At 59.6% G+C, this 20,536-nt stretch carries 18 protein-coding genes and 4 tRNA genes; 7 read left to right on the forward strand and 15 right to left on the reverse strand.

The window, feature by feature from the left end; genetic code table 11:
• Positions 1–52: 52 nt before the first annotated feature.
• From GQ39_RS16570 to GQ39_RS16590, 5 genes are all read right to left on the reverse strand, one after another.
• On the reverse strand, positions 53–460 hold the full coding sequence (locus GQ39_RS16570; RefSeq protein ID WP_047531724.1) for a sel1 repeat family protein: 408 nt from the start codon (positions 458–460) through the stop codon (positions 53–55).
• On the reverse strand, positions 461–832 hold the full coding sequence (locus GQ39_RS16575; protein WP_003223109.1) for a hypothetical protein: 372 nt from the start codon (positions 830–832) through the stop codon (positions 461–463). It abuts the gene before it with no gap.
• Positions 829–1,170: a helix-turn-helix domain-containing protein gene (locus GQ39_RS16580; protein WP_047531735.1), complete on the reverse strand. Its 342-nt coding sequence runs from the start codon at positions 1,168–1,170 to the stop codon at positions 829–831. The genes GQ39_RS16575 and GQ39_RS16580 overlap by 4 nt, the downstream gene beginning before the upstream one ends.
• A 114-nt stretch (positions 1,171–1,284) precedes the next feature.
• Complete coding sequence (locus tag GQ39_RS16585) at positions 1,285–1,740, reverse strand: YkvA family protein (protein WP_047531738.1); 456 nt, start codon at positions 1,738–1,740, stop codon at positions 1,285–1,287.
• Positions 1,741–2,032: 292 nt separating this feature from the next.
• Positions 2,033–2,746, reverse strand: a complete 714-nt coding sequence (locus GQ39_RS16590; RefSeq protein WP_047531749.1) for an FKBP-type peptidyl-prolyl cis-trans isomerase — start codon at positions 2,744–2,746, stop codon at positions 2,033–2,035.
• A 268-nt stretch (positions 2,747–3,014) separates the two neighbouring features.
• Between GQ39_RS16590 and GQ39_RS16595 the strand changes: the two genes are divergently transcribed.
• Together GQ39_RS16595 and GQ39_RS16600 are read left to right on the forward strand one after the other, a co-directional pair.
• Positions 3,015–4,817: a c-type cytochrome gene (locus GQ39_RS16595; protein ID WP_047538958.1), complete on the forward strand. Its 1,803-nt coding sequence runs from the start codon at positions 3,015–3,017 to the stop codon at positions 4,815–4,817.
• A 28-nt stretch (positions 4,818–4,845) separates the two neighbouring features.
• Entirely contained in the window at positions 4,846–5,982 is a 1,137-nt protein-coding gene (locus tag GQ39_RS16600) for a catalase family protein (RefSeq protein ID WP_047531752.1), read from the forward strand.
• A 220-nt stretch (positions 5,983–6,202) separates the two neighbouring features.
• Here GQ39_RS16600 and GQ39_RS16605 read toward each other — a convergent pair.
• The 4 genes from GQ39_RS16605 to GQ39_RS16620 form a co-directional block, all read right to left on the reverse strand.
• Positions 6,203–6,279: transfer RNA gene (locus GQ39_RS16605), tRNA-Asp, on the reverse strand.
• A gap of 15 nt (positions 6,280–6,294) precedes the next feature.
• Positions 6,295–6,370, reverse strand: a tRNA-Val gene (locus GQ39_RS16610).
• Positions 6,371–6,569: 199 nt separating this feature from the next.
• Positions 6,570–6,646, reverse strand: a tRNA-Asp gene (locus GQ39_RS16615).
• Between the two features lie 19 nt (positions 6,647–6,665).
• Positions 6,666–6,741 (reverse strand) — tRNA-Val (locus GQ39_RS16620).
• 159 nt (positions 6,742–6,900) lie between these two features.
• Here GQ39_RS16620 and rdgC point away from each other — a divergent pair.
• The 3 genes from rdgC (at position 6,901) to sugE (ending at position 9,300) form a co-directional block, all read left to right on the forward strand.
• A complete protein-coding gene (gene rdgC / locus GQ39_RS16625) occupies positions 6,901–7,821 on the forward strand; it encodes a recombination-associated protein RdgC (RefSeq protein WP_008060875.1) in 921 nt (306 codons plus the stop codon).
• 79 nt (positions 7,822–7,900) lie between these two features.
• Entirely contained in the window at positions 7,901–8,866 is a 966-nt protein-coding gene (locus tag GQ39_RS16630) for a bile acid:sodium symporter family protein (RefSeq protein WP_047531756.1), read from the forward strand.
• Positions 8,867–8,985: 119 nt separating this feature from the next.
• Complete coding sequence (sugE, locus tag GQ39_RS16635; protein ID WP_047531759.1) at positions 8,986–9,300, forward strand: quaternary ammonium compound efflux SMR transporter SugE; 315 nt, start codon at positions 8,986–8,988, stop codon at positions 9,298–9,300.
• A gap of 121 nt (positions 9,301–9,421) precedes the next feature.
• Here sugE and GQ39_RS16640 read toward each other — a convergent pair whose 3' ends face one another.
• The 4 genes from GQ39_RS16640 to GQ39_RS16655 all read right to left on the reverse strand — a co-directional run bounded on the left by GQ39_RS16640 (position 9,422) and on the right by GQ39_RS16655 (position 14,200).
• The gene (locus GQ39_RS16640) at positions 9,422–11,296 is read right to left on the reverse strand and encodes an MFS transporter (RefSeq protein ID WP_047531762.1); all 1,875 of its coding nucleotides are present in this window, start codon (positions 11,294–11,296) and stop codon (positions 9,422–9,424) included.
• A gap of 94 nt (positions 11,297–11,390) precedes the next feature.
• Positions 11,391–12,542 (reverse strand): TDT family transporter, encoded by a 1,152-nt coding sequence (locus GQ39_RS16645; protein ID WP_047531764.1) that lies wholly within the window; start codon positions 12,540–12,542, stop codon positions 11,391–11,393.
• A 105-nt stretch (positions 12,543–12,647) separates the two neighbouring features.
• Positions 12,648–12,959, reverse strand: coding sequence for a cupin domain-containing protein (locus GQ39_RS16650; protein WP_047538961.1), 312 nt, complete (start codon positions 12,957–12,959; stop codon positions 12,648–12,650).
• Between the two features lie 44 nt (positions 12,960–13,003).
• Positions 13,004–14,200: an MFS transporter gene (locus GQ39_RS16655; protein ID WP_047531767.1), complete on the reverse strand. Its 1,197-nt coding sequence runs from the start codon at positions 14,198–14,200 to the stop codon at positions 13,004–13,006.
• Positions 14,201–14,354: 154 nt separating this feature from the next.
• On the opposite strand from GQ39_RS16655, the gene GQ39_RS16660 reads away from it, so the two are divergent.
• Together GQ39_RS16660 and GQ39_RS16665 are read left to right on the forward strand one after the other, a co-directional pair.
• Complete coding sequence (locus tag GQ39_RS16660) at positions 14,355–14,891, forward strand: TetR/AcrR family transcriptional regulator (RefSeq protein ID WP_047531769.1); 537 nt, start codon at positions 14,355–14,357, stop codon at positions 14,889–14,891.
• Positions 14,892–15,075: 184 nt separating this feature from the next.
• The gene (locus GQ39_RS16665) at positions 15,076–18,546 is read left to right on the forward strand and encodes a hybrid sensor histidine kinase/response regulator (protein WP_047531771.1); all 3,471 of its coding nucleotides are present in this window, start codon (positions 15,076–15,078) and stop codon (positions 18,544–18,546) included.
• A gap of 105 nt (positions 18,547–18,651) precedes the next feature.
• Here GQ39_RS16665 and rmuC read toward each other — a convergent pair whose 3' ends face one another.
• Entirely contained in the window at positions 18,652–20,130 is a 1,479-nt protein-coding gene (gene rmuC / locus GQ39_RS16670) for a DNA recombination protein RmuC (protein ID WP_047531775.1), read from the reverse strand.
• Positions 20,131–20,191: 61 nt separating this feature from the next.
• Positions 20,192–20,515 (reverse strand): sel1 repeat family protein, encoded by a 324-nt coding sequence (locus GQ39_RS16675; RefSeq protein ID WP_081997930.1) that lies wholly within the window; start codon positions 20,513–20,515, stop codon positions 20,192–20,194.
• Positions 20,516–20,536 lie beyond the last annotated feature (21 nt).

The raw sequence follows: 20,536 nt of genomic DNA on the forward strand, positions 1-20,536 counted from the left end.
GTGGGAGCGAGCTTGCTCGCGATGCCGCCCGCCGGAACAACACGATTTTGGGCTATAGCCCGTCATCTCGAGCCGCCAGCTCTTTGAGCTTGAGTTCGGCCAACGGATGCCCGGCCTTCGCTGCAATGCTCCAGAATCGCGCCGCTTCAGCCGGGTCCGGCGCCTTGCTCGGCGTCCCGGCGAGGCTGATCACCCCGACCTGATACGCCGCTTTGCCATCACCCGCCAATGCCGCCAGGCGCAGCAAGCGAATGCCCTCTTCGCGAGCGCCCAGACCGACGCCGCGAAAGGTCAGGATGTGGCCATAGAAGCTCTGAGCGTCGACATCGCCCAGGTTAGCCATACGGGCGAACTGGCCTTCGAGCCAACTCCAGCCACGCGGCTGTCGCACGAACCATTGCCAGTGAAAAAGCCGGCGTGCCAGCCAGTAACTGACCTGCGCCTTGAGTCGGAAAAACACTCAGGCCTCCGCCGACTCGGGGTACTCGTACTCGAACACGCGCACCACTTCCGAGGCATGCCAGGACGCGGCCGCGACGCCATCGGACGGCCCGGAAAATCGCCCGAGGCGCTCGACGCATTCAAAGAAACCGGTACGTGGCAGGCGGCTGGCGCCCTGGCTGATCACCAGCGAACTGCGCAGCGGTTGTTCGGCTTTGGCATCCAGTGCCGCCAGATGCTCGAGCGCGGCAGTCAGGGTTTGCATGGCGGGCGTTGGAAGCTGCAAACGCTCCAGCAATGCCCGATAGGTCAATAGATGACGCTGACGGCGCGCCTGATCCAGCTCGCCCAGCAATCCGTCCCAATGTTGACGACTGATGCGTACGCTCACGATTCATCCCTCCACCCTGGCACCGTCAATTCCCAGGCCAGGCTTCGGCGGATGGCCGCGTCGGGCAGACGCTCGCCACTTTCGATCATGGCCAGATAAGACGGGCTGATGCCTACCGTGCGGGCCAGCGCCTCGATGGCGATGCCCTTCCCTTCGCGCAAACTGCGTAGTTGATCAAGACCTGGAAGAATCGGGTCCTGGGTTGTCGCAAGCGGCGCTGCGGCCGGACGCGACGGTGCTTCGTTAATGCCTGCTGCTTTCAGTAGAGCCTGATACTGAGCCCACGGCAGAACCGCATATTCGGGCTCGCCTTCGCGTGTAATTATCTGAATATCCATGACTACCCCGTAGGACAACAACACTTAGCGAGTCGGCACTTTTCCCTAGAAGTGTAATCCTAACAGCGGCCAAGGTCGCGGGGGGTATCTATCTGCGGCTGAGATTGAATCAGTTCAGTTCTTTTTCGGCCCCTGAAGCTGAAGTTGTTCAGGGGTATCGGGCAGGCGTTCGACCACGGCAAGCTTCTCTGGCATTTGACGTTTACGCCATTCGCGAAAAGCATTGAGTTCGTCATCGAGGACTTTCATCAACCAGGCCAGTACAGCGATGTCATCCAGCATGCCGAATACCGGAATGAAATCCGGAATCGCGTCCACCGGGCTGAGAAAATACATCAGGCCCGCCACGACCGACACCAGCGCTTTAGGGCTGATAGCCCGATATTCACCGCGCCAATAAGCCAGGCATAGTGCCTGCAACAGGCCCAGATCATCCTTGAGTTTGCCCAGCCGATTGCCTTGACTGGCACCTTTGCTAGCCACCGCGAACAGCAAGGTCGGCAAACGTCCACGAGCAAGCAGTCGTCCGGCCAATGGCAGGAAACGAGCAAAATTCCAGGGTGATTTCATCACGCCTCCCATGTAAATGTTATCCACACAAATTGTGGATAACCTTGTGAACAGAGCAGCTTTTCGTGGCTGAAAGCCCCGTTGCATAAGGGCCGAACTCAGATCGGGCGTTTTTTACCCATCTAAAAAAACCCAATATTTCATTGACTTGGCGATCTGGCGAGGTTAACGCCGCTCCGACAATGTCTATGACTCCAGCCTGCTGCATCTGTTCGCTTTGTTTACCCGCGCCACACACCAGATGCAACAACGCCCCGCATTAGCGAGGCGTTGTTGTTAGAGCGGACGCTGATTACTTGGCAGCGTCTTCTTTTGCTGGATCCTTGATCCCCAGCAGTTCCAGGTCGAACACCAGCACCGAGTTGGCCGGAATCGCCGGGCTTGGGCTTTGTGCGCCGTAAGCCAGTTCGCTAGGAATGTACAGCTTGTACTTCTCACCGACGTGCATCAGTTGCAGGCCTTCAACCCAACCCGGAATCACGCCGCTAACCGGCAGATCGATCGGGCTGCCGCGCTCGACGGAGCTGTCGAAAACGGTGCCGTTGGTCAGCTTGCCGGTGTAGTGGACAGTCACTACATCAGTCGGCTTAGGCTGAGCACCATCGGCTTTCTTGACGACTTCGTACTGCAAGCCCGAAGCGGTGGTCACGACGCCGGCTTTCTTGGCGTTTTCTTCGAGGAATTTCTTGCCGGCGGCTGCCGACTCTTCGCTCATCTTGGCCATACGCTCTTCGGCACGCTTTTGCAGCGCTGCGAAGGCTTCAACCAGCTCTTCATCTTTCAGTTTCTGTTCTTTCTTGCCGACGGCATCTTCGATGCCCTGGGCTACGGCTTTGGAATCCAGGTCATCCATGCCTTCCTGAGCCAGGCTCTTGCCCATATTCAGGCCAATGCCGTAGGAAGCCTTTTGCGCCGGGGTTTTCAGCTCTACGCTGGTCTGCGAGTCGCAACCCGCAAGTACCAGGCTAACCAGGGCCACCGCCGCCGCCAACCGATGCTGTTTCATGCTATTTCCTTGTTCATGCGCCTAAAGGGCAATCGAGTAAAGCCGCGAGCTTATCAGGCGGCCACGACCAATGGCTACCGGCATGAGAGCCGGAAATTTTGGATAAGTTCAGGTGTTTAAACGCTTTTCGGAGTGTAGATGATGAAACTTCCGTCATCAGACTTTCATAGACGCCGTTCTGCTACCTCACAATGTCTGGCGTAATGGCCACTTGCCGCCGATCTGGCACTGAGGCATAAAAGAATAATAATCGACATGGATGTTCATCTTGCGCCTCTTCTTCCGTTTGCTGATGCTGATCGTAATCCTGGTCGGGCTGTGTCTGGCCGTGGTCCTGTACTATGTCGCCAACCCGAAACTGCCGGCCTGGTCACCTGCGCAACAGGTGCATTACCTAGACCAATGGAGCGATACCGACCGTCAGACCTACTACTTCACACCTCAGGGCACGCAGGTCAAAGGCCTGCACTACGATTGGTTCACGGCGCTTGAGCTGCCCTTCTCGCAGCAACGATTCGCCTCTCCTGAATACCTCGCACGCTTCGGCTTTTTAATCGATCCCAATCAGAAACCCACGCCGAACAACCCCGGAAATCTTCCGGTGGGCTTTGCCCGGCACCAAAATCCCGGAAGCGCGGATACGTTTCTGGATATTACCTGTGCCGCCTGCCATACCGGGGAACTGCGTTTCAAAGGCCAAGCCGTGCGCATCGATGGCGGTTCGGCGCAGCATGTCCTGCCCTCGAGCGTGCCTACACTACAAGGTGGCAGTTTCGGACAAGCCTTGGTAGCGAGCCTGGCAGCGACTTATTACAACCCCTGGAAATTCGAACGTTTCGCACGTCAGGTGCTGGGGCAGGATTACGACGCCCGGCGCCAGCAACTGCGCGACGAATTCAAAGGTTCGCTCGATACTTTCTTGAAAGTGGCCTGGAACGACACCCATCGCGGGCTCTACCCGACTGAAGAAGGGCCGGGGCGTACGGATGCTTTCGGGCGCATCGCCAATGCCAGTTTCGGCGATGCCATTACCCCCGAAAATTATCGCGTAGCCGACGCCCCGGTGGACTATCCACAGCTATGGGATATGTGGACATTCGACTGGGTGCAATGGAACGGCTCGGCGCAGCAGCCCATGGCTCGCAATATCGGCGAAGCCTTGGGTGTAGGCGCCACGCTGAATTTTTTCGACCGTAATCGGCAACCGCTCAAGGGCGATGATCGTTACCCTTCCAGCGTCCGGGTGCGTGATTTGCATCTGATCGAAGAAACCCTGCAACGGCTCGCACCGCCCGCCTGGCCCGAAGAACTGTTGGGGCCCATCGACAAACCCTTGGCCGCAAAAGGTCGCGCACTGTTCAGCGAAAACTGCGCCGGCTGCCACGTCCCTCGGACGACTCAAGGCGAAGGGCGATACGTGCAGCACCTGAAAATGCTCCCGGTGGAATACATCGGCACCGACCCCGGCGCTGCCAACAACATTGCCAATCATCGCTTCGACCTGACGGCGCTGCAGTGGAGTCAAACCGAGCTTGATCAACTGGATGTCGAACCCAAACCTGAAGCCCCCCTTGATCTGAGCCAGATGTCGGTGGCCAAAGGGCTGGCCTATGTCACAGCGTTTGTGGAAAACCGGGCCTATCGCGAGGCCGGCATCACACCCGCCGAGCGACCTGAAATGGATGGATTCGGCTTGCCGATCGGTGTTCGCGAGTTACGCGCCTACAAGGCCCGGCCGTTGGCGGGGGTCTGGGCGACAGCACCGTTCCTGCACAACGGCTCGGTGCCAAGCCTTTATCAATTGCTCTCGCCTCAGGATGAACGCTCAACCACCTTTTACAAAGGCACGTTCGAGTACGACCCGAAGCACCTGGGCTATCGCACCGAAGCTTTTACCAATGGCTTTGTGTTCGACACGCGCATCACCGGCAACCACAACAGCGGCCACGAGTTCCGCGCCGGCAAGCTTGGCAACGGCGTGATCGGCCGTCTGTTGCAACCACAGGAGCGCTGGGCGCTGCTGGAGTATCTCAAGGTGCTGGGCAGCCCTCTTGAGTCGCAATTGCCATGACCCTCGCCCTTTGCAAAAGGATTTCTGCATGCTCATAACCCTCTGGCTGCGCCTGGGCGCATTTCTCGGCAAGACGCTGCTTTGGCTGCTGGGTCTTGGGCTGCTTGGCTGGGCGCTGATCACCGCGTGGTTTGCCTGGCAACACCGCGGCCCCGTATCGGCGCAAGAGCTGATTCCGGACGGCGAAGCGGCAATGACTCAGGACATCATCCAGACCGCCGTGCGCATCGTCGACCAGCACCGCGATAACACCCGATATCTGCGCGATGCTCATGCCAAGGCCCACGGCTGCGTGCAAGCCGAGGTCAAAGTGCTGCCGGACCTGGCGAACGATTTACGTCAGGGTGTGTTCAGCGAACCGGGCAAAACCTGGCAAGCGACGATGCGGCTGTCCAACGGCAATGCCTATCCGCAGTTCGACAGCATCCGCGATGCCCGGGGCATGGCGATCAAGCTGCTCGATGTGCCGGGCAAACAACTGCTGAGCGATCAAACACATCGAAGCGAACAGGACTTCGTGATGTTCAACCACCCGAACTTTTTCGTCAGCGATGTCGCCGAGTATCGTCAAAACGTCGCCGCTCAGGCCGACGGCAAAAAAATCATGGCCTTTTTTCCGGGTTGGGACCCGCGCACCTGGGAGGTTCGTCACCTGTTTATTGCGCTGAAGACCCTGTCACCCGCGCCGCCGAGCCCGACCCAGGCCATGTACTTTTCAGTTTCGCCTTACAAATTCGGTGAAGCCAACGCCAAGTTTCGTGTAATGCCCGACCCGCAAAGCTGCCCGCCCTACAGCTTGCCTGCGCAAAACCAGAAATTGCCGAACTTCCTGCGCAATGCGCTGAACCAACAGCTGTCGACAGATCGGGTACCTGCGTGTTTCGTCTTGCAGATCCAGCGCCAGGACGCAAACAAGTACATGCCGATCGAAGACACCAGTATTGAGTGGAGCGAGAACGATGCGCCCTTCCAGACCGTGGCACGCATCAACGTGCCTGCACAGGACTTCGACACGCCTGCGCTGAACCTGCAATGCGACAATCAGTCGTTCAACCCATGGTTTGGGCTTGAGGCTCATCGTCCTATCGGCGGCATCAATCGGTTGCGCAAAGCCGTTTACGAAGCCGTCAGCGATTACCGACACGCCCGCAACGCCGAACAGTAGGAGCGAGCCTGCTCGCGAAAACCCCGAGGACACCACGGGGGGAGCAGATTTTCAGCTTTATCCTTGACGACCATCGTCGGAACGCCGCCCGGAGCACGTTCGCTCTTACCATCGAAGGGCCGATTCGCCGCAGGAAAAGCCAAATTCCAGACAGCAAAAAGCCCGCATTGAGCGGGCTTTCTGTGGTGACCTGGCGTTCAGTGTTCCAGGTTACCGAATATGGCGCAGCGGACGGGACTCGAACCCGCGACCCCCGGCGTGACAGGCCGGTATTCTAACCGACTGAACTACCGCTGCGCGTAGCGTTGAAAGTGGTGGGTGATGACGGGATCGAACCGCCGACATTCTGCTTGTAAGGCAGACGCTCTCCCAGCTGAGCTAATCACCCTTTACCTTCGTTGCGGGACACATTATGCCACAGGTTTTTATAAAGTGTTGATTTAATTGATGTTTTTTTCAAAAAAATCTAAAAACCGGTGAAACGATGCAACCCACAGGAACAACATACAAACTTGGGGCAGAAAAAAGCCCGCATCAGCGGGCTTTTCCGTGGTGACCTGGCGTTCAGTATTCCAGGTTACCGAATATGGCGCAGCGGACGGGACTCGAACCCGCGACCCCCGGCGTGACAGGCCGGTATTCTAACCGACTGAACTACCGCTGCGCGTAACACTGAATGCGAATGGTGGGTGATGACGGGATCGAACCGCCGACATTCTGCTTGTAAGGCAGACGCTCTCCCAGCTGAGCTAATCACCCTTCACGTTCGGTGTGGCGCGCATTCTACGGAGCGACCCTACCTCTGGCAAGCACTTTTTTAATTAATTTTTCATGCCTTCCAAAGGCTTAGAGAAGGGTTGGCCAATGGCACCGCGAGGACAATAATGCCTCCCTTTGTATAAAGGAGAGACTCACCCCATGTGGTTCAAGAACCTGCTTATCTATCGCCTGACCCAAGATCTGCCTGTTGATGCCGAGGCGTTGGAAACTGCACTGGCCACCAAACTGGCGCGTCCATGTGCAAGCCAGGAGTTGACCACCTACGGTTTCGTCGCGCCGTTCGGCAAGGGCGAAGATGCACCGCTGGTGCACGTCAGTGGCGACTTCCTGCTGATCAGCGCCCGCAAGGAAGAACGTATTCTGCCAGGCAGCGTCGTGCGTGACGCGGTCAAGGAGAAGGTCGAAGAGATCGAAGCCGAGCAAATGCGCAAGGTCTATAAAAAGGAACGCGACCAGATCAAGGATGAAATCATCCAGGCCTTCCTGCCGCGCGCCTTTATCCGCCGCTCCTCGACCTTCGCCGCCATCGCGCCGAAACAGGGCCTGATCCTGGTGAACTCGGCCAGCCCGAAACGTGCCGAAGACCTGCTGTCCACCCTGCGTGAAGTGATCGGTACCCTGCCGGTGCGCCCGCTGACGGTAAAAATGTCTCCGACCGCGACCATGACCGAGTGGGTCACCACCCAGAAAGCCGCGGACGATTTCTTTGTGCTGGACGAGTGCGAACTGCGCGACACCCACGAAGACGGCGGTATCGTGCGTTGCAAGCGTCAGGACCTGACCAGCGAAGAAATCCAGCTGCACTTGAGCACTGGCAAAGTCGTCACTCAGCTGTCGCTGGCCTGGCAGGACAAGCTGTCCTTCGTCCTCGACGACAAGATGGTGGTCAAGCGCCTGAAGTTCGAAGACCTGCTGCAAGACCAGGCGGAACAGGACGGTGGCGACGAAGCCCTGGGCCAACTGGATGCCAGCTTCACCCTGATGATGCTCACCTTCGGCGACTTCCTGCCGGCGCTGGTTGAGGCATTGGGTGGAGAAGAGACTCCGCAAGGGATCTAAAGTCTGGTGGTTTTACTGTGGGAGCGAGCTCGCTCCTACAGGTGGGCTTCTGCTGCTACTTAATAATAAGGATCAGGCCATGCGCGCACTGGCTGCATTGAGTCGCTTTGTCGGCAACACCTTCGCTTACTGGGTACTGATATTCGCCGTGGTGGCGTTTCTGCAACCGGCATGGTTCATCGGCCTGAAGGGTGCCATCGTGCCGCTGCTGGGGCTGGTGATGTTCGGCATGGGCCTGACCCTCAAGCTCGAAGACTTCGCCGAAGTCGCTCGCCATCCATGGCGCGTGGCCCTGGGCGTGGTCGCACATTTCGTGATCATGCCCGGCGTGGCGTGGTTACTCTGCCAGGCGTTCCATCTGCCGCCCGAAATCGCCGTCGGCGTGATCCTGGTCGGCTGTTGCCCAAGCGGCACCTCTTCAAACGTGATGACCTGGTTGGCACGCGGCGATCTGGCCCTGTCGGTGGCCATCGCCGCCGTCACCACCCTCCTCGCCCCACTGCTGACGCCGGCATTGATCTGGCTGCTGGCCTCGGCCTGGTTGCCGGTGTCGTTCATGGAGCTGTTCTGGTCGATCCTGCAAGTGGTGCTGCTGCCGATCGTGCTCGGCGTCGTTGCCCAGCGCCTGCTCGGTGATCGGGTTCGCCACGCGGTGGACGTGTTGCCGCTGGTGTCGGTGGTCAGCATCGTGATCATCGTCACCGCCGTGGTTGCCGCCAGCCAGGCGAAGATTGCCGAGTCCGGCTTGCTGATCATGGCGGTGGTCATGCTGCACAACAGCTTCGGCTATCTGCTGGGCTACTTCACCGGGCGCCTGTTCAAGTTGCCATTGGCTCAGCGCAAGTCACTGGCGCTGGAAGTCGGCATGCAGAACTCAGGTTTGGGGGCAGCCCTGGCCAGTGCGCACTTCTCGCCACTGGCGGCGGTGCCGAGTGCATTGTTCAGCGTGTGGCACAACATTTCCGGGGCGTTGCTCTCGACGTATTTCCGTCGCATGAGCGAGAAGGAAGACCGGAAAATTGCGGCTCGGCAAGCCACCGATTGATCCACAAACTTGATCCCCGGGTTAATGCTGGGCACTATATTGCGCAACGCGAGGACGACCTCGCGGCTCAATCGAGTCATTAATCTGGGGACGACCCCGTCAATCGATGGAGGTCTTTGATGTCCTGGATCATTCTGTTTTTCGCCGGCCTGTTCGAAGTCGGCTGGGCAGTCGGCCTGAAATACACCGACGGTTTCAGCCGCCCTCTCCCCACCGCACTGACCGTTGCAGCCATGGGCGTCAGCCTTGGCTTGTTGGGCCTTGCCATGAAGGAACTGCCGCTGGGCACGGCCTATGCGATCTGGACCGGTGTGGGTGCCGTCGGCACGGTGATCGCCGGGATCATCCTGTTTGGCGAGTCCATGGCGCTGGTGAGGCTGGCCAGTGTGGCATTGATTATTGCCGGACTGGTTGGGCTCAAGGTCAGCGCGTAAGCCTCTGACGCCATCGCGGGCAAGCCCGCTCCCACAGGGTTTGTGTTGTGCCAAACATAGAAGGCACATCACCAATCCTTGTGGGAGCGAGCCTGCTCGCGATGAGGCCAGCAACCAACGACTACCTGACGGCCCCGCGCAACGCCCCCACCAACGCCTGCAATCTGGCCGGCTCCGCCACCTCCACAGCCACCGCCGGCCCGGCCACCAACGTCACCCGCGACCACAATCGGCGAAACAATCCTTTATTCGGATCGCGACTGAAGAAACTTCCCCACAAACCCTGCAAGGCCAACGGAATCACCGGCACCGGTGTCTCTTCGAGAATCCGCTTCAATCCGCCCTTGAACTCGTTGATCTCGCCATCGGCGGTCAGTTTGCCCTCGGGGAAGATGCACACCAGTTCGCCGTCCTTCAGATACTGCGCAATGCGCGTGAAGGCCTTTTCATAGATCTGGATGTCTTCCTGGCGCCCCGCGATCGGAATCGTCCCGGCCGTGCGAAAGATGAAATTCAACACCGGCAGGTTGTAGATTTTGTAATACATCACGAAGCGAATCGGCCGACGCACCGCCCCACCAATCAGCAAGGCATCGACGAACGACACGTGGTTGCACACCAGCAGTGCCGCGCCTTCATCAGGAATCAGATCCAGGTTGCGATGCTCCACGCGGTACATGGAATGGCTGAGCAGCCAGATCATGAAGCGCATGGTGAATTCGGGGACGATTTTGAAAATGTAGGCGTTGACGCCGATGTTCAGCAGCGACACCACCAGGAACAGCTGCGGAATCGACAATTTGACCAGGCTCAACAAGACGATCGAGACAATCGCCGACACCACCATGAACAGCGCATTGAGAATGTTGTTGGCGGCAATGACCCGCGCCCGCTCGTTCTCGGGGGTGCGCGACTGAATCAGCGCGTACAGCGGCACGATGTAGAAACCGCCGAAAATCCCCAGGCCGAGGATGTCGATCAATACCAGCCAGGTGTGGCCAAAGCCGAGAATCTCGAGCCAGCCATGGCCCTCGACGCTGTCCGGAATCCCGCCGGAATGCCACCACAGCAACAAGCCGAATACGGTCAACCCGAAAGAACCGAATGGCACCAGGCCAATTTCGACTTTGCGCCCGGACAATTTCTCACACAGCATCGAGCCCAGTGCGATACCCACCGAGAACACCGTCAGAATCAACGTCACCACCGTCTCGTCGCCGTGCATCCACTCCTTGGCATAGGCGGGGATTTGCGTCAGATAGATCGCCCCGACAAACCAGAACCATGAGTTGCCGACAATCGAGCGCGACACCGCCGGGGTCTGCCCCAGGCCCAGCTTCAAGGTGGCCCAGGACTGGCTGAAAATGTTCCAGTTCAGGTGCATCTGCGGCGACGTCGCGGCAGCCCGTGGAATGCCGCGGCTGGCCAGGTAACCCAGCACGGCAATGCCGACGATGGCCATCGAAACGATGGGCGCATAGTGACTGGACGACATCATGATCCCGGCGCCGATGGTCCCGGCCAGGATCGCCAGGAAGGTGCCCATTTCCACCAGACCGTTGCCACCCACCAGCTCTTCTTCGCGCAAGGCCTGCGGCAGGATCGAGTATTTCACCGGCCCGAACAGCGCCGAATGCGTGCCCATGGCGAACAGCGCTATCAGCATCAGCGACAAATGATCGAACAGGAAACCCACCGCGCCGACCGCCATGATGACGATTTCGCCGAGCTTGATCAGGCGGATGAGCGCATCCTTGGCGAACTTCTCGCCGAACTGCCCGGCCAGCGCCGAAAACAGAAAGAACGGCAGAATGAACAGCAGCGCACACAAATTGACCCAGATCGAACGATCACCTTCGATGGTCAACTTGTAGAGGATGGCGAGGATCAGTGACTGCTTGAAGATGTTGTCGTTGAACGCCCCGAGGGACTGTGTCACGAAAAACGGCAGGAAACGCCGCGTGCGCAGCAAGGTGAACTGTGAGGGATGACTCATCTTCCGTGTCCCTGATTCAGGTGTGAGTGGCGTGGATACATTGATTGGAATGTCGCACGTCGATCCAGGCCACACATTACCTAATCTTTGCCGGTTATTTCTTCAATCCTGCAATGCACGGCGAGACAAACAGCTCACCGCGCCAGGCACCCTGCACGGTGCGTTTGGCGACGATCAGCCACATCACGGCCAGCAAACTCACCAGCACACAACCGAAGACACTGAAAAACGACAGGTGCAAAGTGCTGGCCAGTTTCAGCGTTGCCAGGGAATAGACGCCCAACGGAAAGGTGAACCCCCACCAGCCGAGGTTGAAAGGGATGCCTGCGCGCAGATAGCGCAGAGTGATCAGCACAGCCATTAGCATCCACCACAGGCCAAAGCCCCACAGTGTGATCCCGGCGACCAGCCCCAGCCCGGCAGCGATCTCACCGATACCCGGCAAACCGTTGGCGGCAAAAATGACCGGTGCATCGGCACCCAACAGCAACATGCCCAGCGCCCCCGTACCAATCGGCCCGAGTGCCAGCCAACTCGAAGCGGCCATGTTTTCGTGAGGCAGTTTATGCAGCGCCATGCGCAGCAACAGTATCGTCAGAATGCTGAACGCCACGGGCAGGGAAAATGCCCAGAGCACGTAGCTGGTCACCAGTACCACCAGTTGCGAGTGGGCATCGACCAGATGCGGCGCCAGCAGGCCACCACTGGCAGCCGCCACTTCCGCCGCCACCACCGGCAACAGCCAAACCGCGGTCATTTGGTCGATGCTGTGTTCCTGGCGGGTGAACATCATGTAGGGAATCAACACACCACACGCTAAAGACATCGCCACATCAAGCCACCACAACGCTTCGGCCACCTGGATCATGCCTTCGCCAAAACGCGGCAGGCCAAATACCAGAAAACCGTTGATGATGGTCGCCAGGCCCATGGGAATCGTGCCGAAAAACATCGAAACCGTGGAGTGGCCAAAAATCCGCCGGGCCTCGTTGAAAAACAACACCCAGCGCGCCGCGTACAAGGCTGTGAACAAGGCGAACAGAACGATGTTGAACAGCCAGAGCACTTCGGCAAGAGCGCGTAAACCGGGACTGGCGACAGGCAATTGTGCCAACGCCAACGCCAGCACTCCGGTGCCCATGGTGGCGGCGAACCAGTTCGGGGTGAACTGGCGAATGACTTCGCGCGGGTGCTGCAGGTGGCTGAACGGCTTGATACCGGGCTTGAGGGTGTTGGGGCATGTCATGGTGAACTCCTGTCCTCGGGCGAGGTGGAACTCATCATAGATCCAGATCGAATATCGATATAACGGGTAATTTCTCTATGAGTTATCTATTTCACAGATAATCCGTCACACACTGCCTTCTGTTTCTATCACCAGAATTCGCGCCGGCCCCACGGGATGAGCCACGTGTTCAGTGCCCACCGACGCATAAAAAATGTCTCCGACCTCCAGCAGTGCCTCGCGCTCGACCCCCTCTTCGCGGTAGCGCATCTGCACTTGCCCATCGAGCACCACAAACACTTCCTGGCCGTCGTTGATGTGCCATTTATAGGGCTGATCAGTCCAGTGCAGGCGCGTGGTAATGCCGTTCATGTTGGCAATGTCCAGCGCGGCCCAGGCACGTTCGCCAGTAAAAGATTTGCTGCGGATGATCTTCATGGTCAGATCCTTCGAATGAATGGGCAGCATTAAATGCCGTTTTCCTATGGCTGGCCAGCAGCGCTGCAAGCGCCGGAAGAGCGCCGAAGCCAGTGCGCCAGCCATGCACCCAAGGCCAGGAGGATCAGCACGACCCCATAACCCTCGGTGGTCGCCATCAGGCCAAAGGTGCGGGCCAGGTTACCGGCCAGCAATGCCGGCAGGCAGAATGCCAGGTAACTGAGCACGTAGTACGCCGACATCAGACCGGCGCGCTCATGGGGCAAAGCCAACGGCACGACGCTACGCAAAGCCCCCAGGAAACCGGCTCCAAAGCCACAACCGGCGACCAGCGTACCAAGGAAGAACAGCGGCAGACTGGCACCGTGCGCCCCCAGGAGAATCAGGGCAACCCCCGTCGCCAACGAACCGGCCCCCAACTGTAATGCCCTGCCGGCAGGCCAATTGCGCAGGATGAAAATCATCGAAGCACCGGTCAATGTCAGTACGGCAACGGTCGCGCCGCCAATCAGGTTCGAAGTCGAGCCCGTGGCGGTGCGCACTAACGAAGGCGCCAGGGAGGCGTAAAAACCACCGAGCGCCCAGGTGGCGGTATTGAGCGGTAGCACACGCCACAAGGTAGAGCGCGCCTGAACCGGCACATGCAGGGTGGGCCGCAATGACGCCCATGCCCCTGGCTGACGCGAGACAGTTTCCGGCAAACGCCAGACATACAACGCCTGCATCACAAACAACACGAGCAGCAGCCAATACGTCAGGTGTAACGGAGCCGGGGCAAATTCGGCGAGCAAACCGCAACCCATGCCACCCAGCGCCATGCCGATCAAGGGTGCCACGCTGTTGATCAGCGGCCCCTGCTGGCGGTCAGTGTCCAGCAGCGTGGCGCTCAACACGGCCGTCGCCATCCCCGTGGCGAAGCCCTGCAGGACACGTGCACTGATCAGCCAACCGACGCTGTCGGCCTGGATAAACAGCAGCATCGCGACAATGTTCAGCAGTACCGCAGTGAAAATGACCGGTTTGCGTCCAAGGTGGTCCGACAGCGACCCCACCGTCAGCAACGCGACCAGCAGACTGAGGGCGTATACCGCAAAAACAAGCGTCAGGATGGCGGCCGAAAACTGCAGTTGCTCCTGGTACAGGTGGTACAACGGCGTGGGTGCCGTGGAGGCGGCGAGAAAACTGAGCAAAGTGATTGCCAGGAACCACAGGCTTGCACGGTTTGAATGAGAACTGGACATGGGCACGCTCCGCAAAAGCTAATTTTTTGCTTTTGCGGAGTGTGCTACCGCCTCGCTCTTAAAGCAAATTCTTTGTGTTAAGGTCCGAAACAGGTTTTTCAGGATCGAGGCGACTGCGGGTTGGCAGGCTTCGACGCGAGACAGGAAAAAGGTGATGACAGCTCCGACTTTACGTCCCGGCGGCCGTAGTGCCCGGGTGCAGGAATCCATTCACAAGGCCGTGCGCGAACTGCTCGAAGAACAGGATCGAGCCAGCGTGACCGTGCCGCAGATCGCCGCGCGCGCGGGCGTTACGCCCTCGACCATTTATCGGCGTTGGGGAGATTTGTCGGCGCTGCTGGCGGACGTCGCCCTCGCCCGCATGCAACCGGAAACCGAGTCGGCCAATACCGGCAGCTTGTCCGGCGACGTACGTGCCTGGGCAGAACAGTACCTGGACGAGATGAGCTCCGCCCCCGGCCGCAACATGCTGCGCGACGTGCAGTCGAGCCTCAAGCCGAGCTATTGCGCGACGATCATTGGCGGGCAGCTACAGACAATTCTGGATCGCTACCCGGATCAGCCCCGCCCCGGCGTCGACCGGCTGATCAACATGGTGGCTGCGCCCATCGTGTTTCGCATTCTGTTCTCCGAGGCACCGCTGCAGGTCGAGGAATTGCATCAACTGATCGACATTGCGTTGAGCCAGTAAGGCCGCCATCGCGAGCATGCTCGCGATGGGGCCGGCACGCACCACAAAAACTGGCTACCCCTCCCTCACCCTGCGGCACCCCGCCGCGCCACGACCTTGGTCGACACTGACTATCCCCGGCCATCGTGCGAGACTGTCTGTCCGGGCGGGACGGCCCGGGTGTCTTTGGTTGTCGGGAGTTCCCATGTCGTTGTCCAGCGGGCTGATTGCCGCCGTCGCCCTGGCCTATATGGCCATCATGTTCGCCATCGCCTTTTACGGTGACCGTCGCAGCGCGCCGCTGCCGCCGCGCGTGCGTGCCTGGGTGTACAGCCTTTCGCTCGCTGTCTATTGCACCAGCTGGACCTTCTTTGGCGCAGTCGGCCAGGCCGCTGAACAGCTTTGGTCATTCCTGCCGATCTACCTCGGGCCGATCCTGCTGCTGGTCGGCGCACCGTGGGTGCTGCAAAAAATGGTAATGATCAGCAAGCAGGAGAACATCACTTCGATTGCCGACTTCATCGCCGCCCGCTATGGCAAATCCCAATCGCTGGCGGTGGTGGTGGCGTTGATCTGCCTGGTCGGCGTGTTGCCCTACATCGCCCTGCAACTCAAGGGCATCGTGCTCGGGGTGAACCTGCTGATCGGTGCCGGTGCCGATGCCATGGGCGTTCGAGCACAGGACACCGCGTTGATCGTGTCGCTGGTGCTGGCCCTGTTCACCATCGTCTTCGGTACTCGCAACCTGGATGCCACGGAACACCATCGCGGCATGGTGCTGGCCATCGCATTCGAATCACTGGTGAAGCTGTTCGCTTTTCTGGCGGTCGGCGCGTATGTGACCTACGGCCTGTATGACGGTTTCGACGACCTTTTCGACCAGGCCATGCTCGCCCCGCGCCTCGAGGAATACTGGAAGGAAACCGTCAACTGGCCATCGATGGTGGTCCAGACTGGCGTGGCGATGATGGCGATTATCTGCCTGCCACGGCAGTTCCATGTGACCGTCGTGGAAAACATCGACCCTCAGGACTTGCGCCTGGCCAAATGGGTATTCCCGGCCTACCTGGCATTGGCGGCGCTGTTCGTCGTACCCATTGCGCTGGCGGGTCAGATGCTGTTGCCCAGTTCGGTACTGCCGGACTCCTTCGTCATCAGCCTGCCACTGGCCCAGGCGCATCCGGCCTTGGCCCTGCTGGCGTTTATCGGGGGGGCATCGGCGGCGACCGGCATGGTGATCGTGGCCAGCGTGGCGCTGTCGACCATGGTCTCCAACGACATGCTGTTGCCGTGGCTGCTACGCCGCAACAACGCCGAGCGCCCGTTCGAAGTGTTCCGCCAGTGGATGCTCTCGGTACGCCGGGTGAGCATCGTCGCCATTTTGCTGCTGGCGTACGTCAGCTATCGCTTGCTCGGCTCGACCGCGAGCCTGGCGACCATCGGCCAGATCGCGTTCGCCGCAGTGACCCAACTGGCGCCGGCCATGCTGGGCGCGTTGTACTGGAAACAGGCCAACCGCCGCGGCGTGTTCGCCGGCCTCGCTGCCGGGACCTTCCTGTGGTTCTACACCCTGATCCTGCCAATTGCCGCCCTTAGCCTGGGCTGGTCACTGAGCAGTTTTCCGGGGCTGGCGTGGTTGCACAGCAACCCGCTGCACTTGCCTATCACGCCACTGACCCAAGGTGTGGTGCTGTCCCTTGCCGGTAATTTCACCCTGTTCGCCTGGGTCTCGGTACTGTCACGCACACGGGTCTCGGAACACTGGCAGGCCGGTCGCTTCATTGGCCAGGAAATCAGCGCTCGCCCCAGCGGACGCTCGATGCTGGCCGTGCAGATCGACGACTTGCTGCAACTGGCGGCACGTTTCGTCGGTGAAGAACGCGCCCGCCAGAGCTTCATCCGGTTTGCCTACCGCCAGGGCAAAGGCTTCAACCCGAACCAGAACGCCGACAGTGAATGGATCGCCCACACTGAACGCTTGCTGGCGGGTGTGTTGGGGGCCTCGTCGACGCGCGCAGTGGTAAAAGCCGCCATCGAAGGTCGGGAAATGCAACTCGAAGACGTCGTGCGCATCGCCGACGAAGCCTCCGAGGTGCTGCAGTTCAATCGCGCGCTGCTGCAAGGGGCGATCGAAAACATCACCCAGGGCATCAGTGTGGTCGACCAGTCGCTGAAACTGGTGGCCTGGAACCGGCGCTACCTCGAGTTGTTCAACTACCCGGATGGCTTGATCAGCGTCGGTCGACCGATTGCCGACATCATTCGCTACAACGCCGAGCGCGGCCTTTGCGGCCCCGGCGAAGCCGAAGTGCACGTCGCCCGCCGCCTGCACTGGATGCGTCAGGGCCGCGCGCACACTTCCGAACGATTGTTTCCCAATGGCCGGGTGATCGAGCTAATCGGCAACCCAATGCCTGGCGGTGGTTTTGTCATGAGTTTCACCGACATCACCGCGTTCCGCGAAGCCGAACAGGCGCTGACCGAAGCCAACGAAGGTCTGGAGCGACGGGTCACCGAACGCACCCACGAACTGTCGCAGCTCAACGTGGCCCTGACGGAAGCCAAGGGCAACGCCGAGGCGGCCAACCAGTCGAAAACCCGTTTCCTGGCCGCCGTCAGCCATGACTTGATGCAACCGTTGAACGCGGCGCGACTGTTCTCCGCCGCCCTGTCCCATCAGGAAGACGGTTTGTCCGACGAGGCGCAGAAACTGGTCCAGCACCTCGATAGCTCTCTGCGTTCGGCCGAAGAACTGATCAGCGATTTGCTGGATATTTCCCGCCTCGAAAACGGCAAGATCAATCCAAATCCCAAGCCATTCGCGCTCAATGAGTTATTTGACACACTCGGCGCCGAATTCAAGGCGCTGGCGCGGGAACAAGGGCTCGAGTTTCGCGTCCGGAGCAGCAAGCTGCGCATCGACAGCGATATCAAACTGTTGCGCCGAATCCTGCAGAACTTCCTGACCAACGCTTTCCGCTATGCCAAGGGCCCGGTGCTCCTGGGGGTCCGCCGGCACAAGGGCGAGTTGTGTCTGGAGGTGTGGGACCGTGGGCCCGGCATTCCTGAAGATAAACAGCAGGTGATTTTCGAGGAGTTCAAACGCCTCGACAGTCATCAGACCAGCGCCGAGAAAGGCCTGGGGTTAGGCCTCGCCATTGCCGACGGCTTGTGCCGCGTACTAGGACACACCCTGCGCGTTCGCTCCTGGCCGGGGCACGGCAGCGTTTTCAGCGTCAGCGTCCCGCTGGCCAGGGCGCAAACCGCGCAGCCGGCCAAGCCTGCGGAACTCAACGGCAAATTGCTCAGTGGCGCGCAGGTGCTGTGCATCGATAACGAGGACAGCATCCTGATCGGCATGAACAGCCTGCTGACCCGCTGGGGTTGTCAGGTCTGGACTGCACGCAATCGCGATGAGTGCGTGGCATTGCTCGATGAAGGGGTGCGTCCGCAATTGGCATTGGTAGACTTCCACCTCGACCACGGCGAAACCGGCACGGAGTTGATGGCCTGGCTGCGCACCCGATTGGGCGAGCCTGTGCCGGGCGTGGTCATCAGCGCCGATGGGCGACAGGAAACGATGGCCCAGGTGCATGCAGCGGGACTGGACTACCTGGCCAAACCGGTAAAGCCGGCGGCATTGCGGGCGTTGTTGAGCCGGTATTTGCCGTTGTAGTGTTTGGCGGTGGCGATGGTGCGTACATCGCTATCGCGAGCAGGCTCGCTCCCCCTTTCGAACGCATTCCCCTGTGGGAGCGAGCCTGCTCGCGATGCTGTTTTGCTACTCCGGCAATTCGACCAACCCGTCCACATCGGTCATCGCCCGCTCGAGCAAATCGGCTGGCAGGCTTTTGCTCGCCCTCGCCCCCAGCAACTTCAGTTGTTCACTGCGGCTGACCAGATTGCCGCGCCCCTCTGTCAGCTTGTTGCGCGCCGAGCTGTAAGCCTTGTCCAGTTGCTGCAGGCGATTGCCGACCTCATCCAGATCCTGGATAAACAACACGAACTTGTCGTACAGCCACCCGGCTCGCTCGGCGATTTCCCGCGCATTCTGGCTTTGACGCTCCTGTTTCCACAGGCTGTCGATGACGCGCAGCGTCGCCAGCAAAGTGGTCGGGCTGACGATCACGATATTGCGGTCGAACGCCTCTTGAAACAGCGTCGGCTCAGCCTGCAGCGCCGCGGAAAAGGCCGCTTCGATCGGCACGAACAACAATACGAAATCCAGGCTGTGCAGGCCGTCGAGACGTTTGTAGTCCTTCCCGGCCAAACCTTTAACGTGATTGCGCAGGGACAGGACGTGTTGCTTGATGGCGATCTGGCCGATGGCCTCGTCTTCTGCGGCAACGTACTGCTGATACGCCGTGAGGCTGACCTTGGAGTCGACCACCACTTGCTTGTCGCCCGGCAGGTAAATGATGACGTCCGGCTGGAAGCGCTCGCCGTCCGGACCCTTGAGATTGACCTGGGTCTGATACTCGCGCCCTTTTTCCAGCCCGGCATGCTCGAGCACTCGCTCGAGGATCAGTTCGCCCCAGTTACCCTGGGTTTTCTGCCCTTTCAATGCGCGGGTCAGGTTGGTGGCTTCGTCACTCAGTCGCAGATTGAGTTGTTGCAGACGCTCCAGCTCCTTGGCCAGCGAGAAGCGCTCCCGGGCTTCAGCCTGGTAGCTCTCTTCGACGCGTTTTTCAAAGGACTGGATGCGCTCCTTCAGTGGGTCGAGCAATTGCCCCAGGCGCTGTTGACTGGTTTCGGCAAAACGCTGTTCACGCTCATCGAAGATTTTCCCCGCCAACTCGGCGAACTGCGCCCGAAGCTCGTCTCGCGAGCCTTGCAAGTCATTGAGGCGCTGCTGATGGCTTTCCTGCTGTTCGCGCAGCTCTGCGTTGAGCGAGGCGGCCAAGGCATCCAGACGACGCAGTTCGGCGTCTTTTCCGGCGCGTTCGATATTCCAGGCGTGAGCGGCATCGCGGGCATCGTCACGTTCGATCTGCAGCAGTTCGACTTCACGGCGCACGGCGGCAAGGTCGGCCTGCTTGGCGGAGTTGGCCTGGCCAAGATCCGCGATTTCATCGCGACAGGCTTCAAGTTGGGCGTTCAAGCCATCCTGAGCCAGATTCGCCGTGGACAGGCGCTCTTCCAATAGCGCCACTTCTGCCTGTGCGGTGCCTGCTCGACGTTGCAGTTGCCAGGCCAACACCAGCAGCGGCAGTGCCGCGCCCGCCAGACCGAGCAATGCGCTGGTCAAGTCCATAGCCATAGCCATTCCTGCCATTGAAATAAAGCTTGAAGGTTAACCAAGGCGTCAGGTCTTGGACAGCTCAGTCTTCAATCAGCCCCAGTTCCCTTTGCGCGCGCAAATCACCTGCACGCGCGGCTTGGCGCAACAGGTCCTGGCCAATCCGTCGATCCCGGGCATTACCACACTCCCGACACATCAGTTGACCGAGGCGGCTTTGCGCGGCCACGACACCCTCACGCGCCGGCTGCTTGAGCAAACGCCCGGCAATGTGTTTGACGTTGGGGTTTTCGCCCAGGCGTGGGCTATCCAATAACCACTCGGCCACACGCATCGAAAAGCGCTTGGGTGGGACAACAATGGAAGGTTTGGCGGGAGAGGAAATGGAATGTGAACGAAACTTCATAAAGCACTGTGGGGCAGATCG

It is taken from the genome of Pseudomonas sp. 11/12A, from assembly GCF_000800055.1.
Lineage (GTDB): Bacteria > Pseudomonadota > Gammaproteobacteria > Pseudomonadales > Pseudomonadaceae > Aquipseudomonas > Aquipseudomonas mohnii.

What these genes read in the sequence shown, in the direction of transcription:
- GQ39_RS16630 (WP_047531756.1), top strand. Translation starts at nt 7,901, where the DNA reads ATGCGCGCACTGGCTGCATTGAGTCGCTTTGTCGGCAACACCTTCGCT.
- rmuC (WP_047531775.1), bottom strand. Translation starts at nt 20,130, where the DNA reads ATGGCTATGGACTTGACCAGCGCATTGCTCGGTCTGGCGGGCGCGGCA.
- GQ39_RS16585 (WP_047531738.1), bottom strand. Translation starts at nt 1,740, where the DNA reads ATGAAATCACCCTGGAATTTTGCTCGTTTCCTGCCATTGGCCGGACGA.
- GQ39_RS16675 (WP_081997930.1), bottom strand. Translation starts at nt 20,515, where the DNA reads ATGAAGTTTCGTTCACATTCCATTTCCTCTCCCGCCAAACCTTCCATT.
- GQ39_RS16655 (WP_047531767.1), bottom strand. Translation starts at nt 14,200, where the DNA reads ATGTCCAGTTCTCATTCAAACCGTGCAAGCCTGTGGTTCCTGGCAATC.
- GQ39_RS16590 (WP_047531749.1), bottom strand. Translation starts at nt 2,746, where the DNA reads ATGAAACAGCATCGGTTGGCGGCGGCGGTGGCCCTGGTTAGCCTGGTA.
- GQ39_RS16640 (WP_047531762.1), bottom strand. Translation starts at nt 11,296, where the DNA reads ATGAGTCATCCCTCACAGTTCACCTTGCTGCGCACGCGGCGTTTCCTG.
- GQ39_RS16600 (WP_047531752.1), top strand. Translation starts at nt 4,846, where the DNA reads ATGCTCATAACCCTCTGGCTGCGCCTGGGCGCATTTCTCGGCAAGACG.
- GQ39_RS16645 (WP_047531764.1), bottom strand. Translation starts at nt 12,542, where the DNA reads ATGACATGCCCCAACACCCTCAAGCCCGGTATCAAGCCGTTCAGCCAC.
- rdgC (WP_008060875.1), top strand. Translation starts at nt 6,901, where the DNA reads ATGTGGTTCAAGAACCTGCTTATCTATCGCCTGACCCAAGATCTGCCT.
- GQ39_RS16650 (WP_047538961.1), bottom strand. Translation starts at nt 12,959, where the DNA reads ATGAAGATCATCCGCAGCAAATCTTTTACTGGCGAACGTGCCTGGGCC.
- GQ39_RS16665 (WP_047531771.1), top strand. Translation starts at nt 15,076, where the DNA reads ATGTCGTTGTCCAGCGGGCTGATTGCCGCCGTCGCCCTGGCCTATATG.
- sugE (WP_047531759.1), top strand. Translation starts at nt 8,986, where the DNA reads ATGTCCTGGATCATTCTGTTTTTCGCCGGCCTGTTCGAAGTCGGCTGG.
- GQ39_RS16660 (WP_047531769.1), top strand. Translation starts at nt 14,355, where the DNA reads ATGACAGCTCCGACTTTACGTCCCGGCGGCCGTAGTGCCCGGGTGCAG.
- GQ39_RS16580 (WP_047531735.1), bottom strand. Translation starts at nt 1,170, where the DNA reads ATGGATATTCAGATAATTACACGCGAAGGCGAGCCCGAATATGCGGTT.